This is a genomic window from Dyadobacter sp. CY347, from assembly GCF_021502655.1.
Taxonomy (GTDB): Bacteria; Bacteroidota; Bacteroidia; order Cytophagales; family Spirosomataceae; genus Dyadobacter.
In genome coordinates this window covers 467,121-485,492 of sequence record NZ_JAKFFT010000009.1, presented here as the reverse complement: position 1 = coordinate 485,492, position 18,372 = coordinate 467,121, and the positions used below count along the sequence as shown (strand labels likewise).

General features: G+C 46.9%; 14 protein-coding genes. 9 read left to right on the top strand and 5 right to left on the bottom strand.

Annotated features, from left to right (window positions below):
- Window positions 1–11: 11 nt before the first annotated feature.
- From L0659_RS22970 to L0659_RS22960, 3 genes are read right to left on the bottom strand one after another with little or no spacing between them, the layout of a single operon-like run.
- Window positions 12–899: a DUF4097 domain-containing protein gene (locus L0659_RS22970; RefSeq protein ID WP_235128912.1), complete on the bottom strand. Its 888-nt coding sequence runs from the start codon at window positions 897–899 to the stop codon at window positions 12–14.
- Between the two features lie 10 nt (window positions 900–909).
- Window positions 910–1,482: a hypothetical protein gene (locus L0659_RS22965; RefSeq protein ID WP_235128911.1), complete on the bottom strand. Its 573-nt coding sequence runs from the start codon at window positions 1,480–1,482 to the stop codon at window positions 910–912.
- 8 nt (window positions 1,483–1,490) lie between these two features.
- The gene (locus L0659_RS22960) at window positions 1,491–2,000 is read right to left on the bottom strand and encodes an RNA polymerase sigma factor (protein WP_235128910.1); all 510 of its coding nucleotides are present in this window, start codon (window positions 1,998–2,000) and stop codon (window positions 1,491–1,493) included.
- Between the two features lie 712 nt (window positions 2,001–2,712).
- On the opposite strand from L0659_RS22960, the gene L0659_RS22955 reads away from it, so the two are divergent.
- The 3 genes from L0659_RS22955 to L0659_RS22945 all read left to right on the top strand — a co-directional run bounded on the left by L0659_RS22955 (window position 2,713) and on the right by L0659_RS22945 (window position 5,824).
- Window positions 2,713–3,138, top strand: a complete 426-nt coding sequence (locus tag L0659_RS22955; RefSeq protein WP_235128909.1) for a DUF1810 domain-containing protein — start codon at window positions 2,713–2,715, stop codon at window positions 3,136–3,138.
- Entirely contained in the window at window positions 3,139–4,038 is a 900-nt protein-coding gene (locus L0659_RS22950) for a histone deacetylase (RefSeq protein ID WP_235128908.1), read from the top strand.
- 82 nt (window positions 4,039–4,120) lie between these two features.
- Entirely contained in the window at window positions 4,121–5,824 is a 1,704-nt protein-coding gene (locus L0659_RS22945) for an alpha-amylase family protein (RefSeq protein ID WP_235128907.1), read from the top strand.
- On the opposite strand, the gene L0659_RS22940 is transcribed toward L0659_RS22945, so the two are convergent.
- Complete coding sequence (locus L0659_RS22940) at window positions 5,817–6,635, bottom strand: pseudouridylate synthase (protein WP_235128906.1); 819 nt, start codon at window positions 6,633–6,635, stop codon at window positions 5,817–5,819. The two genes, L0659_RS22945 and L0659_RS22940, sit on opposite strands and share 8 nt — an antisense overlap.
- A 33-nt stretch (window positions 6,636–6,668) precedes the next feature.
- Complete coding sequence (locus tag L0659_RS22935; protein ID WP_235128905.1) at window positions 6,669–7,997, bottom strand: alginate export family protein; 1,329 nt, start codon at window positions 7,995–7,997, stop codon at window positions 6,669–6,671.
- 160 nt (window positions 7,998–8,157) lie between these two features.
- Here L0659_RS22935 and L0659_RS22930 point away from each other — a divergent pair, with 160 nt between their 5' ends.
- The 6 genes from L0659_RS22930 (at window position 8,158) to L0659_RS22905 (ending at window position 18,318) form a co-directional block, all read left to right on the top strand.
- Window positions 8,158–8,295: a hypothetical protein gene (locus L0659_RS22930; protein WP_235128904.1), complete on the top strand. Its 138-nt coding sequence runs from the start codon at window positions 8,158–8,160 to the stop codon at window positions 8,293–8,295.
- A gap of 114 nt (window positions 8,296–8,409) precedes the next feature.
- Entirely contained in the window at window positions 8,410–8,694 is a 285-nt protein-coding gene (locus L0659_RS22925) for a hypothetical protein (protein WP_235128903.1), read from the top strand.
- A gap of 112 nt (window positions 8,695–8,806) precedes the next feature.
- Entirely contained in the window at window positions 8,807–9,049 is a 243-nt protein-coding gene (locus L0659_RS22920; RefSeq protein WP_235128902.1) for a hypothetical protein, read from the top strand.
- A 15-nt stretch (window positions 9,050–9,064) separates the two neighbouring features.
- Window positions 9,065–13,258 (top strand): hybrid sensor histidine kinase/response regulator transcription factor, encoded by a 4,194-nt coding sequence (locus tag L0659_RS22915; RefSeq protein ID WP_235128901.1) that lies wholly within the window; start codon window positions 9,065–9,067, stop codon window positions 13,256–13,258.
- A 204-nt stretch (window positions 13,259–13,462) separates the two neighbouring features.
- Window positions 13,463–16,621 (top strand): TonB-dependent receptor, encoded by a 3,159-nt coding sequence (locus tag L0659_RS22910; protein WP_235128900.1) that lies wholly within the window; start codon window positions 13,463–13,465, stop codon window positions 16,619–16,621.
- A gap of 11 nt (window positions 16,622–16,632) precedes the next feature.
- The gene (locus tag L0659_RS22905; RefSeq protein ID WP_235128899.1) at window positions 16,633–18,318 is read left to right on the top strand and encodes a RagB/SusD family nutrient uptake outer membrane protein; all 1,686 of its coding nucleotides are present in this window, start codon (window positions 16,633–16,635) and stop codon (window positions 18,316–18,318) included.
- Window positions 18,319–18,372: the final 54 nt, after the last annotated feature.

Below are 18,372 nucleotides of genomic sequence, written 5' to 3'. Positions count from 1 at the left end.
GAATAAATGATCTATTTGACGGTCACCTGACCGAATTCAGCGGTGATATCGACATTCGCCAATTGGTTTTTAGAGAAGAATGCCTCCTTGAAGTCGGCCGTGTTGCGTTTCCATTTAAAGCCGTTCGGGAGCTTTATAGTAGCATAGGCGCTCTGGATCGTGTAATCGAAGTTTTGCCAGTTTTTAGTTTGCAGGGTGATCTCGGCTTTTTTAGATTTGATGCTCAAACTCGTCAGGCCGCTCGAAGGGAATAATGCAATGTCTCCATAAACTGCATCCACCTTAATTATCCCGGCAATGCTTTGTAACGACATTTTTGTATGGTCACTTTGGAATGAGAAATCGCCTGATAATTCATTCCCTTTCAGCTCCCCGAATGAAGTCTGCATTTGTCCTTTCCCTTTGATTTCCAACAGGTTAGTTGTACAAAAATCGGCTTTCAGCTGTAAGTTGTTCGTCAAACCTTTCAATGTAATGGTGCCAAAGGAATTTTTCAGGTCTACTGCGCATGAGGCGGGCAGATGGATTTTGTACCGGGCCCTCAGGTTGGAAACAGGCTTGCTTTCGCCGTTTTTCAGGACAATGTAGTTGCGCAAAAAATAATCTTTTCCATTACGGTCGGCTATATACTGGACCTTGGAAAGATCGATGGCAGCAACATTTTTCTCCGGGTGCCTCGCCGACAGCTCCATCACCACAGAGATCTCCGGTTTGTCCCAGGTCGTCAGTTCAATGTCCGCCTTCTCTGCATGGATGTGCAGCGTGCGTATAGCGGGTGACGGTATGTTTTTCTCAATGGTTTTGGTCGCAACCTGCAATACGCTCTGTGCATGGCCTCTGTGGCTGGCAACAGCTGATAGCACGACAAGGAAGATTTTCAGATAAAAGAGTTGTTTCATGTTTCAGGGATTATATCATTTTGGCCATTTCGTTCAGCACTTCGGCCTTTTGTTGTTCAATGTTTGCAAACTGGCGCACCAGGTCGGGTTCTGCATTGTACTCGCCGATGGCTTGCTGCAACTGCACAGCCGCCCCGACGAGCTCTTCATATTCATGCTGTAACCTTTTATAATCATTGCTTTTACAAATCAATGTTTCCGTTTCGCAGTACGTTTTGAGCTTTTCATACTGCTGGTCAGTAACCAGGTCCGCATTGGTTTGCAGCCGCTCGTCCACCATTTCCTGCGTGAAAGCGATTTGTTTTCCTGTTTTTTGACTTACAAACCAACCTGCTGCAACGCCTGCCAGCAATATCACCGCCGCAGCATACCGCCAGAAGTAAGCAGTTCTTCCGACCTTTGGGCCAAGTTCAATCTGGTTCCAAAGTCTGTCATCCGGTTCGTATTCAGGTAGTGACTTTGCCGCCGTTTTCAATGGTAACTCATTCAGTTGCTGGTTCAATGATGCCCACACGCCCTCTCCTGGCGAGTAGTGCGGAAGTTTGTTCAAGGCTTCTTTTAATGTACGCCGGTTCTTTTCCATAGTGGTGATTATTTTGGCGAGAGCATGCTGCGCAGCTTTCTCTTTGCATGGAATAATTGTGATTTGGATGTTCCTTCTGTAATGTTGAGCATCGTGGCGATTTCTTTGTGGGTGTAGCCTTCCACCTCTGCCAGCACGAAAATCGTGCGGAAACCGTCGGGTAGGGAAAGGACAGCTGTTTCCAAATGCGCCGTGTTGATCTCTACTTCATTCCAGTCAATGATTTCGCCGGTATATTCATCCAGATCCTGCCAAACCACGATCTTTTTCTTTTTAGTAGATTTCCTGATGACAATTTGCTTGATCCACGCACCCAGCGCCGCATCGCCACGAAACTGGTTCAGGTGTTTGAAAACATCCATAAATGCATCCTGCAACACATCATTGGCATCATCAAAATCCCCGGTTATGCGATAAGCGAGCGTATACATCGCTTTTTTGTAGCGGTCATACAATTTCCGCTGCGCAATCCGGTCATGCAAAAGGCATCCTGAAATAAGCTCAGCCTCAGATGTCATACATTGTTTTTTAGGGTACTCAATTCAAAGAGGCCGCAAGAAGGGGAAAAGGTTGTATGGGTGTGGAGGGAAAGTGTAATAAAATTATAGGCTACACCTATAACGTCGGAAGCAGGCTTGTTTTCCAGCGAAATCGTCGGAATATTCGCACCTATGGATTGTAGAATTTACACACTTAAACATAGAGGAAAAATGATTGTGGCCATTGGAGCAAAACCAACAAATCAGATACAAAAAAAGGGAGCTCTGTACAGAACTCCCTAAACTTACCTGGTTACGTTTCCACGAAGGAAAGAGGCTTGACCAGGCCTACGTGATACAAACAAAACACATTATATTGGAATTTCCAAAAAGCATGAATAATAATTTACGGAACAGATATTTATCCAAGCCGAGATGTAATAGATACTTAATAGCAAGCGCATATGACGAGGAGCTGGCCAGGAAGCTGTACAATGCCTCGATAGCACTATCGCAGGCATTTCATCCCATTAGCCAGTTTGAGGTTATCCTGCGTAATGCTATTGATTCCGTCCTGGCTAGACATTATAAAGATAGAGATAGATTAATGCATGGCAGGCCTATACAGATTTTTAAGAATAAACCCGCTTTTGAAAATCGAGGAAGTATTTATGCCAAACTTGAAATGATTCGACATTCAACCGCTGGCAAGCTTTTATTCAATCCCAAAGCCGGATCAAAATAATAAACAATGGAATCGGACCTTAATAGATTTTTAACAGCCCAGGAGCGTGATTATGCTGGCGCTTTGGCGGAGATAAAGCGGGGGCGGAAGCAGGGGCATTGGATATGGTATGTTTTTCCGCAGATTAAGGGGTTGGGAATGAGCAGCACCTCTGTGCATTATGGGATTGAGGATCTGGACGAGGCGAATCGATATTTGCAGCATCCTGTCTTAGGGAAAAGACTGGTGGAAATTTCAAATGCAATTCTTGATGTTACAGGTAAATCGGCCAATCAGATCCTGGGGAGCCCGGATGATTTAAAGTTGCGGTCAAGTATGACTTTATTTAGTATGGCTGAGGATGCAGATCCGGTTTTTCAGGCGGTCCTTGATAAATATTTTGATGGTAAGCCCGATCAGAAAACCATTGAAATCCTCCGTAAACAGTCCTGAATGTTTCCAATCGCATTTGATCCCATATATAAGTACCCGGTGCCGGATGGACACCGATTCCCGATGGATAAATATGAACTGCTTCCTCAGCAACTGCTGCGCGAGGGGATAGCGGAAGAACCGGATTTTTTCAGCCCCGAACCCGTAGATATACAAGCAGTATATGCGGTTCACGATCGCGGCTATGTGGACCGGCTGGTCGCGGGAACGCTTGGTAAGCAGGAAATGAGGCGCATTGGCTTTGTGCAGTCGCCATTGCTGGCAGAACGCGAGTTGCGGATTACGAACGGAACGGTGCAGGGGGCGCTTAAAGCATTGGATACGGGAATTGCGTTCAACATTGCCGGCGGCACGCATCATGCCGGTCGCGATTTTGGGGAGGGGTTTTGTATGATCAATGATCACGCGGTCGCGGCCCAGTATTTAATTGATCATAAAAAGGTAAGACAAGTGCTTATCATCGACCTGGATGTACACCAGGGCAACGGCACGGCACACATTTTCGCAAACCAACCGAAAGTTTTCACCTTTTCCATGCACGGGAAAAACAACTATCCTTTCCGAAAAGAAAAGAGCGATCTGGATGTGCCGTTGGATGATAAAACCGGGGATAGCACGTATTTGAAAATATTGGAAAACACACTTCCAAAGCTCATAGCGCAAGTGAAACCCGATTTTATTTTCTACCAGGCTGGCGTCGACATACTGCAAACAGATAAAATCGGGCGGATGTCCTGCACTGAACGGGGTTGCCAGTTAAGGGACGAAATGGTTATGCAGCTCGCCAAAAAGCACAACATTCCAATGCAATGCAGTATGGGCGGCGGCTATTCCCCGCAACTCAGGACCATTCTGAATGCACACGCAAACACTTACCGCGTCGCAAAGCAAATTTTTTGATTTCAAATCGTGATTGGGCACAATTTTTAAACAGCTCCGGATTCGCGCCGGACCGCGCCTCATCGAACATAAAATCCACTAAATGAAGCAGCTCAACAAACTCTTACTTTTCACATTATTGATATCGCCCGCATATAGCCATGCGCAGGAAAAACTGGCGACCGTCGATTTAAAAAATCATATCTGGTTTAAAAACAGCATTATATATAACCTGGAAGTCGGGGTTTTTAAAGATAGCGACGGCGACGGCCGGGGTGATTTTCAGGGCCTGATCCAGAAGCTCGACTATATCCGCGCGTTGGGCGTTGATGCGATCTGGCTGGCGCCGTTTCAGCCTTCGCCGGGCGAGGACGATGGTTACGATGTGGGTGATTTTTATGGTGTTGACGAGAAACTGGGAACGAGCGGCGATTTTGCAGAATTCGTTTTTCAGGCACAAAAAAGGGGTTTGCGCGTGATAATCGATCTTGTTATAAACCACACTTCCGATCAGCATTCATGGTTTCAGAATGCACGCAAGAGCAAGGATTCCAAATATCATGACTGGTACATCTGGTCTGAAAAGCTGCCAAAGGATTATGACAAGGGAATGGTGTTTCCCGGTGTTCAAAAGGCAGTTTGGGACCTTGATTCACTTTCCGGGCAATATTATTATCACCGGTTTTATCCCTTTCAGCCTGATCTGAACTTTGCCAATCCTGAGGTGGTAAAAGAAAGTCAGAAGATCATAGGTTACTGGTTGGGGCAGGGCGTTTCGGGCTTTCGTCTGGATGCAGTTCCGTTTATTATTGAGGTGCCTAAAACGGGAAGCGAGAAGCCCAAGCTGGATTACAAATTCCTGATGGATATCAGGCAGTTTGCGCAAACGCGCCGTGCTGATGTCGTCATTCTGGGTGAAGCCAATGTTGTGCCGGAAGAGAATCAAAATTACTTCGGGAAGAATGGTGAAGGCATGCAAATGATGTTCAATTTTTTCGCAAACCAGCATCTGTTTTACGCCCTCGCGACGGGCAATCTGGATCCATTCAAAAAGGCGATCACGGAGACTCAGGTCATTCCGGATGCGTCGCAATGGGCTCATTTTCTGCGAAATCATGATGAAATCGACCTGGGCAGGCTTTCAGACAAACAGCGGCAGGAGGTTTATGCCAAATTCGGCCCGGATACCAGCATGCAGCTTTACGACAGGGGGATCAGACGACGGCTGGCCACAATGTTGGGCAACAACCGCAAGCATATGGAGTTGGCTTACAGCTTGTTATTTTCACTTCCCGGAACGGCGGTAATCCGCTATGGCGATGAGCTGGGAATGGGCGACGATCTTCGCTTAAAGGAGCGCATCTCCGTCAGAACGCCCATGCAATGGACAGCCGAAAAAAATGCCGGCTTCACCACAGCTGATTCGGCTTTTCGGCCTGTGATCGATTTTGGCGAACATAGTTACAAGAAAATAAATGTCGAACAACAAACCCGCGACTCGGCATCCATGCTGAACTGGACGACTGAGTTGATCAAGCTTCGCAAATCCTGCCCGGAAATAGGGTTGGGAACGTATAAACTTCTCGACGCAGGTTCACCCTCTGTGTTTGCTATACAGTATGAGCATGAAGGAAAATCGCTGGTAATCCTGCACAATTTCAGCGATCAGCCAAAACAGTCCAGAATCAGCATGCCCGGAAATAAGTTATTGGTTGATCTCGTGAATAACGATGACCAGAAAGCTTCCGATGGTAGATATAACATCAAGCTGGATGGCTATGGTTATAAATGGTTTCGGGTTAAATGACATGATTGTGCCGTGGATTGGCTTCCATATCAATGCCAGCAAGCATATGAGCGAGTATGGGCGCACATTTTTCGCGGCAGGCTGGGTAAAACTGGCGGTGTTTCCAAAAATCGGATTTTGGTGACATTCCCCACCAGAATTCAGCCATCGCAAGCGGTTTCATGTTGTGTAAAAATGCGTATTGAAGTAATTTTGGAGCGGCACATTCGCCTGCACCGGCAGGTGGATTTTTATAGCATGCATCGGCAAATATGTCCCGCAGGCTCTTGCGCGTTCCTGCTTGGTTTAGAAAGCTATATTGATCAAAAATCGCGTTTTGCAGAGAAAGAGAATGGCTTTTCCGGAGCGCTTTCAAATCCTTCACTTCTAATTCAAACGCATTACTTTTATCGAGTTCAACTGTCTTAATCGCCTCGTTGATGCGCGAAAGCTCGGTCATGCCTGCGTTCAGGAAGCCGCCTTCTGCAACTCCGTCGAAAATAGGAGGGACAAATCTGGCATGATGATTGCCCCCGGCAAGCTTCCCGGAAAAGGCAGCCAGATAACCGATCTCATGCTCCTCAGTTTCAACCACAAGCACCCCAAACATTTTACCAATAATATTCTCAGGATCGCCCGATAAACCAAAATTATGCGTCCAGTCATTCTGGGTTTCCAGGTGGGATTGCAGCATGGACACGGCCAGCAAACTCAGCGGGTGCGGCTCGTAATCAAATGGGAAAGTGAATTTTTCAGGTAAAATATAGCCCGCAGCCGCATCCCTGAATGGTGTGAAATATGCTTCTGTGATGGATGATAATGACGTTGACAAGACCAGGCTTTTATTTTACTTAAATGATATGGATCAATCGACGCTCCGTTTCAAATGCAATAATCTCGGCGTATAAGAGACCATAAGGTAACTCCAAACCGGGACTTTACCGGAATCCGGGACTTTTTTGAGCAATTCCATGCGTTCGGTGGCAAAGGTGGAGGAAAAACCGAATATGACTTCCAACCGTTTTACAGGCTTATAATTGACAGAAATATCGTTTTCAAAACCAAGGTATTTCCCGGAAAAATCGTTGCTTTCGCTGAGCTGATGTTGGGAATAAAACAGGTGAAAATCCGAACGAAAGGCGACTTTCTTGTTAATTTGATATAAAATGAAAAGATAAGGATTCACTAATCCCCGATCATTCAAATCTGCGGGAAACCTGGTGAACAGGTTCATGTTGCCCATAAATTTCCAGGCAACACCATACAACGGCACAAAGGAATTGGAGACATTTTTCTGAACCGTTTTTCGGTCTCCACTGATCATCTCGGCACCCAGACGCAATGTTGTTTTACCCATCAATGCGCTTACTTCGGGTTGTATGTAGTAGGCGCGGATTTTCTTTGCGCCGGCATTTTCGCCGTATTGATAATATGCATTCACCGTCCCATATAGCCAACCCTGGCTGTATTCCAGTCGTCCGCCATTTGTAATGCGTTGATAATGATTTGGTTGCTTCGCATTTTTATCAAAAACTTCGAGCGTGTTAATGGTGGTTATCGCAATGTGGTTCTTGAATGTGTATTTAAGGTGATGAACAAAAAGCATTTTATACTGGTGTGATGCCACGGGTGAATAAGCTGCATCAAAAGCATCGCCATAGGGACGGGTAAATGCGATGGTGAGATCGGTATTTACCTTTTTGTTGAAGAAAAACCGGATGCCCTCATGCGAGCGTCCCTGCTGGCTCCATGGCGCTGCCGAGAAAATCCGGCCGTTATCCAGCGATAACGACTGCCTGCCAACGCGTACGGAAAAGTGTTTGTTTAATGATCCTTCGGCGTATAGTTCGAATGCATTGATGCTTCCAACGCGGGAAAACCGGTCCGGTTTGCCCCAAACATGAATTTCCTGTGGTGAAGCATGAAACCTGAAATGTCTGGTTAAATACGTAATGTTCAGCCTGTTCCTTTGTGTCGCAAACAATTCCGGCATCACTGAATCCGCAGCCGTAAGCATAAAATGATCCCGAAACTCAGCACGCGGCCTTACTTCAAAGTCAATGATCAGTTCGTTTTTGACTGAGTCACTTTCTTGTGCAAACCCAGGTGAATTCACAAAAAGAAAATATCCCAAAACCAGCAGCACGAGACGCGGCTGGCAGGCAAAACAAAGAGCAGAAATGGTCAACTTCATTAATGTAAATGTCCTTGGGAAATGCGCACATACTCCTGATCCGTTTCGGCAGTCTTATAAATTGTCTTTTCAGTCATTACCAGTCGTTAAGCGTGTAAATCCAGATCTAAAATAGTCGAAAAGGCCAACTATTTCACTGGCTTGTTTTCTTATATAGGTTTTGAGCCAAACTATTCTTGCTATATTTCAAATTATACTTTATTCTGATCAATGGAACGAGCAGCTGATCACGGAGCATACCAAGCCGGTGATTTTCGTTGAGAACGGCGCGCAGGAAAAGAGCCTGACGTTGAAGTGATAAAATTTTTTTCTTGTTTGGCAGCAAATGGTTGAGATATCGCATCAATAACTGTAAATTGTTATTGTAAATAGAACCAAATACGCCGCTACTACGGCATATAACTTCTATGCGATGATACTGCTGGATCTCTTGGGTGTGCTGGTCGTGGGCGTCAGCTTCTTCTTACTTAGCCATATAATCGATCTTTTCAGGCCGAAACGCAAGCATATTGTGCAGCGGCCAGCCCCGCGTTTGCCGGAAAAACGGCACCGCCGCCAGATCAAAGCTGATCTGGACCGATTGCTCGTGCTGCATAACCAGGGCACATTAACTGAACAGCAATATTACTACGAAGCCAACGAACTGATCGATCAGTTAGCCGATGTTCTGGAAACAGAAGCTTCGCTAATGCATTGATTGCGATCAGAATTTCGAAATAACCAGCATCTTTTTTCAACTAAAACCCATTAGTTTACGTTTTTTACAAAACATTGGAAATGCATTTGTCAGGTTAAAAATACTTTGGTTTATGAGTTCAAATTTAGAGGACAAGCGCAGGGAACTATTTGAGCTTCATAAGGCGAAACTGGGCACGGATGCGCCACTTATGAGGAAACCTGTTGAAAAAGTCATTGTCGAGAAGAAAGTCGAAGAGCCAAAACAACCCATCAGCAACAAGAGCAAGATCAAATATGCGGTGATAGGTGTCACAGGACTTGTTGTAGTGATTGAATTGCTATTTTTGGCAAAAGAAGCGGGTTGGTTGAAGTAAACAGCGAGTGACTTAATGAAGGGAGCATTCCTTAAAATCCTGATAAGCCTGGGTTTCTTCTGCCTGGGCATGTTCCCTGTTTTCGCGGCCGAGAGTGGGAGGGTGCTGCGCTATTCCCTGAAAGAAGGTTTGTCATTCGGCATCGTTAACAGCATTGTCCAGGATAAGCAGGGGCTGATGTGGCTTGCCACCGGCGACGGGCTCAACCGCTTCGACGGCACCTCTTTTAAAGTATTCAAAAACAGCCCCGACGACAAGCAAAGTCTTTCCGGAAATTATGTCAAATCCGTGTTTTGCGACAGGGACGGCGTTATCTGGACCAGTTCCCGCAGTGGCCTCAATAAATACATAGCTGAAAAAGAACGCTTCGAACGCCACACGCCCATGCCTGTCAAAGGCGCTTCGGGCGCGGATGTCAGCGACATTTCCCAGGCCAGGGATGGTAATCTCTGGATTTCCCTGAATGGTGCCGGATTTGCACTATTTGATAAAAAAAAGGAACGCTTTACCTACTATAATAAGCGGAATCTCCCGAACGTAAACACCAATTCGATCCTGAGCACATTCGAAGATTCAAAAGGATTGTTATGGCTCGGGACGCGGGAATCGGGGATTGATGTTTTGCAGGTTGGGAAAAACAGGAAGCTTTCGAAAGCAAAACTGAGTTTGGAAAACCTTCCTTCCACGCGCATTAACAGCATTTACGAAGATCATTTAAGCAATGTCTGGATCGCATCGGCCAGAGGACTGATCTTATTCAAACGCGATGAATCCAGATTCTACATCGTTCACCTGCCGGGAAATCAGCGCAGCGACATATATCTTTCGTTACTGGAAAACCACCGCGGCCAGCTGCTCGTAGGCGTGCAGGATGGCGGGCTTTACAGTCTGGATTTGTCTCAATTAACAGATCGCAAGCCGGAAGAATTTTCATTTGAAAAGGTAAATAATTCTCAAAATCAAGGCATTACCCAGCGTTCGGTCCAGTCCATTTACATGGATGCCGACCATAACATCTGGTTAGGAACTTACGGCGAGGGCGTTTACCTGATCAGCAGCATTCCTGAAAAATTCAGGAGTTTTGCCAAGAAGATCCAGGATTCCCGGGCGGAAAGTTATTTGCGGTTTTATGGAATGTGCGCCGATACCGAGGGAAATCTCTGGCTGGGAACGGATGGCGATGGCATTTATAAAACCAAAAGCACAGGCGAAACCATCAAACATTATGCTGTCAGCAACGCTCCCGGCGGTCTTTCTTCCGGGGCGGTCATTGCGGCGCATCGCGGCAGGAATGGCGAACTGTGGTTCGGGACGTATTCCGGCGGATTGTTTCAATATCATGCAGGCAGGGACGCTTTCCGGCAGTATGCCAACATTCCCGGAGATCCTGCAAGTCTTGTCAAAAATGATGTCCGGGCAATTTACGAAGACCGCAAACGCAACTTATGGGTTGGGACGAATGGAGGCGGACTGGCGCTTTTGGATCGGAATAAAGGCACGTTTCAGCATTTTTTGACCGCAAACAGCAGCATTACTTCCAATGATGTGCGTGCCATTGCGGAGGATAATAAAGGCAATTTGTGGATCGGGACGTATGGTGGAGGGCTAAATTATCTGGATGTCAAAACCATGCAGTTCAAGTCGTTCTTTAATGACCCCGGGAAAATTGGTTATTTGTCCAATCGCATTATTTTCTCCCTTCATTTCGATGCAAAGGAACGCTTATGGATTGGGTCGGAGGGGAACGGACTTTTGATATACGATACAAAAAACGGCTCGACCAGGCATTTTACCGAGAAAAATGGTCTTGCCAATGATGTCATTTATGCTTTCCTGCCCGAAAGTGTCGATCAGGTTTGGTTCAGCACCAATAAGGGACTTTCGAGAATTAACCTGGCCAACCTTCGGATTGACCATTATGACCAGAGTAACGGCTTGCAGGGAGGGCAGTTCAATCCCAATTCTGCACTTTATATGGAGCGTGAAAAGGCGATGGTTTTCGGTGGCACCGAAGGCTGGAACCTGTTTACACCCGCCGCCATCAAACCGTCGGATTACAAGCCGAAAGTAATGATCACCGGGTTGCAGTTATTCGGACAGAATGTAGCCATTGGAGCCAAAAAAGATGGTAAGATCATTCTCGAAAAGCAGATTGCGGATCAGGATGAAATCGTTTTACAGCCCAGCCAATCTGTTTTTGCAATTCAATATACTGCATTAAACTACGCTTATCCGGACCATAATGCCTTCGCTTACAAGCTGGAAGGGCTGGATAAGGACTGGAACTATGTGCAAAACGAGCGTTCGGCTACTTACCGTTATCTGCCGCCGGGCAGTTACGAATTCAAGGTTAAATCCGCGAACCAGGATGGGATTTGGTTTGATAATGTAGCGAGTGTGCAGGTGCGCGTGCTGCCTCCCTGGTATCAGACCTGGTGGGCTTATTTGCTTTACCTGGCTGTGGCCGGCGTGATCATTTACTATTACCAGCAATATAAGATCAGGCAGGCGCGGTTGAAATATGAAGTGCAAATGGCGCATTTCGAAACGCAAAAAGAAAAGGAGTTGAATGAAAAGAAGCTTGCATTCTTTACACACATTTCGCACGAGTTTCGTACGCCGTTAACGCTGATAATCAACCCGGTTAAAGAATTATTAATCAAAGCCGAAAACCGCCATCCCGATCAGAACAATCTGAACATTGTTTACAGGAATGCAAAAAGGCTGCTTAGTATGGTGGACCAGCTCCTGCTTTTCCGAAAAGCCGACCGGGAAGCGGACAAGCTGAACCCGGCCGTCCAGAACATTACCAAGCTGGCGCTCGAAGTTTTCCAGTGTTTTACGCATCAGGCTGAACAGAAGCACATTAACTATCGGTTTGTTAGTCCGAATGAAAATTTGGAGCTGGTTGCGGATCGTGAGAAAATTGAGATTGCATTATTCAACCTCGTTTCAAATGCGGTCAAGTACACGCCTAAAAACGGGCATGTAACATTGGAAATCACGGAAGTGGGCGATCAGGTGCGGATTATGGTTAGCGATTCGGGCCAGGGCATTCCGGCGGGCGTTGGGGATAGCATTTATTCTGTTTTCCACCAATTCCAGGATGGTCGTTTTCCTTCCAAGGGCGGGTTTGGGATTGGATTATATTTGACCAAAACATTTATCGAAAGGCATTTCGGCACCATTTCTTACGAATCGGACGCGGGTAGGGGCACTGTGTTTACCGTTTTACTCTGGAAGGCGCATCCAAACCTGGTCACGGCCGATCTTCCAGTAAGTGCAGAGGAGGGGAATTCTGTGCTGCTCGAAGAGCTTTCCGAAGATGGCGTCATGCTCACTTCCTCTGCTATTTCGAGGCATCAGATGGTTGTGGAAGAGCTGAGCTCAGACATCAAAACAATGCTCATTGTTGAGGACGACGCGGATATCCGGCAATATATTGGTCAGGCATTTACCGGGAAATTCAAGCTTTTGCAGGCCGAGAACGGGAAGGAAGGCATTGCGCTGGTCAGGAAACATTTACCGGACATTGTCATCAGCGACGTTTTTATGGATGGCATAAGCGGGATCGAGATGTGCAGCCAGATCAAGATTGATCTTACATTGAGCCACATTCCGGTTATCCTGCTCACTGCAAGCACTTCCCAGGAATCGAGGTTGAAAGGCATTGAAGGCGGCGCGGATGATTACATCAGCAAACCATTTGACAAAGCATTGCTCATAGCGCGTGTAGATGCGATCCTGAAAAGCCGCAATGACCTGCAAAGATATTTTTATAATGAGATCACATTGCAGGCAAACGACTTCAAGATTTCCTCCGAATACAAGGAGTTTCTGAAAGAATGCATCCGCGTTGTAGAGAACCATCTAACCGATCCTGACTTCTCCATTAAGGTGCTTGCAGCCGAGATCGGCATGAGCCATTCGACATTATATAACCGCATCAAATCCATTTCCGGACAGTCTACAAACAGCTTCATCCGCTTCATCAGGTTGCGTCGAGCAGCACAGATCCTGATCACCACGGACATTACCATATCCGAAGTGGCTTACCAGGTCGGGATCAATGATATCAAGTATTTCCGGGAGCAGTTTACCAAACTATTCGAAATGAAGCCCTCGGAATATGTCAAAAAATACCGCAATCCATTTCACGAGAATTTCCAGGTCAACCGGGGTGTTTTCCAAAATAAATTGGATAATTAGTTGATCTGTTAATAAGATTTCTTTTCTAAGAGGCCGGTTTTTCATCGATCGGGCTCTTTTTATTGAATTACCCCCTTCTTAATGTGAAAATGCCCCCTGTTTGTCAACTGCAAATAATCATACTTTTGATTGATCAATTCATAAAAAAGGCGTCAAGCTTTTTTGTGCTGACAACCAATCACCATTTTATTTAAACATTGATTTATGACAAAATCTTTTCGAAGCAAGTGGGCTTTGCCTGGAATGCTTAACGAAACTGAGGGCAGGACATGGAGGCATATCCGGCTGACTTTGTTGCTGGCGGCCATATCGTTTCTTAGTTGTGCACAGGCTGCCTTCGCACAGAACGCAATCGCAGTAAAAGGAACGGTTACCGCCGACAACGGCGATGCGCTTCCGGGCGCCAGCGTGATCCTGAAAGGCACATCCACAGGAACCACAACCGACGTGGACGGGAAATATTCACTCAACATTCCTGACGCAAACGGCACGCTCGTGTTTACTTACATCGGTTATATCAACCAGGAAATCGCCGTGGCAAACCGCAGCGAAATTGATGTAAAGCTGGTGACCAATGACAAGACATTGCAGGAAATCGTGGTAGTAGGATACGGAACGCAGAAAAAAGCGACATTAACCGGCTCTGTATCAGAAGTTAAAGGCGCTGACATTGTAAAAAGCCCGCAGCCAAACCTTTCCAACTCGCTGGCAGGCCGTTTCTCAGGTTTTGTTGCCAATAACAGGGGCGGTGAGCCGGGGTACGACGGATCCAGCTACACGATCCGCGGCTTTGCATCTACGGGAAACAATGATGTACTCATCGTCGTGGACGGAATTCCGGGTCAGGTTGGCGGTTTGGAACGTCTGGATCCGAATGACATTGAAAGCATATCCATCCTGAAAGATGCTTCGGCGGCTGTCTATGGAAGCCGTGCTGCAAATGGGGTTATCCTGGTTACGACCAAACGGGGAACAACCGGCAAGCCGGTTATTTCGTATAGTTTCAATCAGGGTTTTTCGTCACCGACCAGATTGCCAAAACTAGCTGATGCACCGACTTATGCCACGATTTTGAACGAGATCGATTACTATAACAATCCGGCAGGCGGCATGAACCAGTTTTATACACCAGAGGAAATCGAGAAGTTCAGGAATGGTTCGGATCCTTTGAACTACCCGAACACAAACTGGCAAAAGGAATCATTGAGCAAATTTGCATTGCAGAACCAGCATAACCTGGGCATCAACGGCGGGACCGAGAATGTGAAATATTATGTGTCGCTGGGGACGATTTACCAGGATGGTTTATACAAAAACGGGGCGACGAAATATAAGCAATACAATTTCCGCTCGAATATCGATGCCAACGTAACCAAAGATTTCAAAGTAGGACTTTCGTTATCAGGGCGCCAGGAGAACAGGCAGTTCCCAATTTCTTCCGCAGGAAACACTTTCCGCTCCATTTACCGCGCTTACCCGACCGTCATTTCTCGTTACCCGAACGGATATTACTCGACAGGCGTGGAAAACAGCAATCCGGTTGTTTTGGGAACAGATATGGGCGGAACGATCAACAACCCGACTTCGGTATTCAATGGCATAGTTCGTGCCAGCTATGATCTGCCTTTTATTGAAGGGTTGTCTGCTGACGGGTTTTTCTCGGTGGATAAATCATTCAATTTTTCCAAAAATTTCAGCACGCCTTACACGCTTTACAACTACAACGGCGATACGGGTGCATATAACCCGGTCGTGACGGGCGGTTCTGCGGGCCTTGCGTCACTAACCCAGTCGCAGCTGAACATTACCAATGTTACCCAGAACATCCGGGTGAGCTTTTTGAGACAATTGGGCAAGCATAATGTGAATGCATTCGTCGCTTACGAGCAGAACAAGCGCAATGAAGTTAAATTTGATGCATCCCGCATTAACTATCCGACCGTATCTACACCCGAGCTTTCACAAGGCGGTGCGGCGGCTACGGACAAAAATAACTCCGGAAGCAGCTATAATTTCACGCGTAAAAGTGTGATCGGTCGCGTTGCTTACAATTTTAGTGAGAAATATCTCGCGGAAGTTCAGGCGCGAATCGATGGCTCCTCTGTTTTTCCAAAAGGCAAGCAATTTGGGTTTTTCCCTTCTATATCAGCCGGTTACCGTATTTCGGAAGAAGATTGGTTTAAAAGCGGCGTCAACTTTATCGACGATTTGAAAATCCGGGCTTCCTATGGTTCGCTGGGTAATGATAATGTAGGTCAATTTCAATACTACAACAACTACTCGTTCGTAAACCAGTATGTGCTGGGCTCCAATGTGATCACGCCGGGCATTGACCTTACCAAGCTCGCTAACCCCAACATTACCTGGGAAGTAGCGAAGAAAATGGACATTGGTCTGAATGCGATTTTCCTGAAAAATTTCAGTCTGGAAGTTATTTATTTCCAACAAAAAAGGTCAGATATCCTGGCGGCAAGAAACGCTTCGATCCCAAACACTTCCGGGATTGTGAATCCATTCAAAACCAATGATAACACGCCTTTGGTGCCGGACCAGAACATTGGTAAAGTGAACAGCTCGGGCTTTGAGGCAACATTGGGCTATAACCATTCCGGAACATTCCGGTACAACATTTCAGGAAATATGACCTATGCCAAAAGTAAGGTCGTGTTCATGGACGAAGCGCCGGGAACATTGGATTATCAGCGCCAGACGGGCGGTCCGCTCTATACGAACCTGCTTTACAATTCCATCGGCATCTTCCGCACGCAAGCAGAGCTGGACGCATATCCGCACCTGAAAGGCGCACAACTGGGGGATCTGATCCTGGAAGATTACAACGGCGACGGCCAGATCACGGCCGACGACCAGACCAGGACGCCTTACGGAAATGTGCCTTTGCTTACATACGGTCTGGTTCTGAACGGAGGTTATAAAGCTTTTGACGCATCCGTCGTCTTTGCCGGACAAGGCATGGTAAGCCAGTATGTGCTTCCTGAATCAGGCCAGGTAGGAAACTTTTACAGCAGCTGGGCAGATAACCGTTGGAGCCCGACAAACCCGGAAGGATCTTATCCTCGGGTTGATACACGAGCTTCCACTTCGATCAACGGCGGTCTTTATGCCAACAATTTCTGGCTGGATAATGCATCGTTTGTGCGTTTGAAAAACATTGAAGTCGGATACACATTGCCAAAAGAAGCATTGTCAAAGATCAAGATCGCTTCGCTCAGAATTTACGCCAGCGCATTTAACCTCTTCACAATCACAGGCGTGAAAGACTATGACCCGGAAGGAAATAATACGAGCGGGCAGTTTTATCCGCAGCAGAAGATCTTGAACCTGGGTTTGAACATTAAGTTTTAATGAACACTGAAATGATAAAGCAAATAAAAAATATCTTAATCGCAGCCGTTTGCGGGGCTTGCGGGCTGGCGGTTGTGGCTTGCCAGGAAAATTTCCTGGACGTGGTGCCAACCGACCGTGTTTCCGACGCATCCATTTTGTCCGACTCGGTCCTTTTTGAGGCCTACGTCATTAACCGCTACATGGGAACACGCCTCACAGACAAAGAGGCGGAAGGCACATTACCGGGCTTTGGACGTGGTTTTGAATACGCCATGTGGTCTTCACTGACAGACGAATCCATTTACAACAATGATGACAACACGTGGGTAATCCAGCGCGGACAGATTGCGCCCGAAAACACCGGGATCGCAGGAACGCTCTGGGGGAGGAGTTACAGAAGCATCCGCGAGATCAACTACGCGCTGGCCAACATTGATAAGGTTCCGATGAGCCAGGGAAAAAAGGACAGGTTAAAAGGAGAACTTCAATTCTTGCGCGCATTCCGCTATCATGACCTGATCCGTAATTACGGGAAAGCGGTTTTGCTGGGAGATAAAGTTTACGAGTTAGGCGACGACCTGACTAGTCCGGAGCTTTTCACCCGCTCGGAAATCAAAGCCGGCGTTGATTACGTGGTTGCGCAGCTGGACGAGGCCAGCGCACTTTTACCAAGAGACAATGATAACGCTTCCTGGAAACTGGGCCGTGCGACCAAAGGCGCTGCCATGGCGCTGAAATCCAGAATGTTGCTTTACGGTGCAAGTCCGTTGTACAATTCGGCAACCTGGGCACAAGCTGCCGCAGCTTCCAAGGCTGTGATGGATTTGAATAAATACAACTTATATACAGGTGGTTATGGCAAAATATTCACTGTGCAGGACCATCAGGAAATCATTTTCGGGCGCTTGTACGCGCAGGGCGCACGACACGTGGCGCTCGAAATTGCTAACGGGCCGAACAGCTATAATGCCTGGGGCGGCAATGTTCCGGTTCAAAATCTGGTAAATGATTACGAAATGATGGACGGGACCAAAATCAACGAAACGGGGACCAGCTACAATCCGCAAGATCCATACAAAGGCAGAGATCCGCGTTTTTATGAAACTATTCTTTACAACGGCGCACCATATCGCGGAAGCACAATCCAGACTTTCACGCCGGGTGGAAAAGACAGCAAAGACGGCCCATCAAACTGGAATACCTCAAAGACAGGTTATTACTTGAAAAAATTCATGAACGATGCCCTCCCGATCGATAATCCCTGGGACATCGCCGGAACACAAACCTGGATTTATTTCCGCTATGCCGAAATCCTGCTCAACTACGCAGAGGCTCAAAATGAAGCAGTAGGGCCGGACGCATCCGTTTACGCAGCCATCAATGCCATCAGACAACGCCCCGGTGTCATGATGCCAGTCCTGAAAGCCGGATTAACCCAGGCCCAAATGCGCACAAAAATCAGAAACGAACGCCGCATCGAACTAGCGTTCGAAGAGCACCGCTTCTATGACGTCCGCAGATGGAAAATCGCCAACGAAACCGAAAACGCCCCCGCCAACGGCATCGAAATCGGTAAAAGCGGCAATACATTTACGTACAAAGTAAAAGAAGCATTAACCGGGAAGGCATTTGCAGAAAAGCAATATTGGCTCCCAATTCCCCGGGCAGAGATACAAGCTTCGAATAATAAACTGGAACAAAACCCGGGGTATTGATGCTGTGCTAGCGGTAGGATGTTAAGGCGTTGCGGCTAGCCGGTGACGTTGTGG

Coding starts and splice junctions, on each gene's coding strand:
- L0659_RS22970 (WP_235128912.1), bottom strand. CDS start 899: ATGAAACAACTCTTTTATCTGAAAATCTTCCTTGTCGTGCTATCAGCT.
- L0659_RS22965 (WP_235128911.1), bottom strand. CDS start 1,482: ATGGAAAAGAACCGGCGTACATTAAAAGAAGCCTTGAACAAACTTCCG.
- L0659_RS22960 (WP_235128910.1), bottom strand. CDS start 2,000: ATGACATCTGAGGCTGAGCTTATTTCAGGATGCCTTTTGCATGACCGG.
- L0659_RS22955 (WP_235128909.1), top strand. CDS start 2,713: ATGGAATCGGACCTTAATAGATTTTTAACAGCCCAGGAGCGTGATTAT.
- L0659_RS22950 (WP_235128908.1), top strand. CDS start 3,139: ATGTTTCCAATCGCATTTGATCCCATATATAAGTACCCGGTGCCGGAT.
- L0659_RS22945 (WP_235128907.1), top strand. CDS start 4,121: ATGAAGCAGCTCAACAAACTCTTACTTTTCACATTATTGATATCGCCC.
- L0659_RS22935 (WP_235128905.1), bottom strand. CDS start 7,997: ATGAAGTTGACCATTTCTGCTCTTTGTTTTGCCTGCCAGCCGCGTCTC.
- L0659_RS22925 (WP_235128903.1), top strand. CDS start 8,410: ATGATACTGCTGGATCTCTTGGGTGTGCTGGTCGTGGGCGTCAGCTTC.
- L0659_RS22920 (WP_235128902.1), top strand. CDS start 8,807: ATGAGTTCAAATTTAGAGGACAAGCGCAGGGAACTATTTGAGCTTCAT.
- L0659_RS22915 (WP_235128901.1), top strand. CDS start 9,065: ATGAAGGGAGCATTCCTTAAAATCCTGATAAGCCTGGGTTTCTTCTGC.
- L0659_RS22910 (WP_235128900.1), top strand. CDS start 13,463: ATGACAAAATCTTTTCGAAGCAAGTGGGCTTTGCCTGGAATGCTTAAC.
- L0659_RS22905 (WP_235128899.1), top strand. CDS start 16,633: ATGATAAAGCAAATAAAAAATATCTTAATCGCAGCCGTTTGCGGGGCT.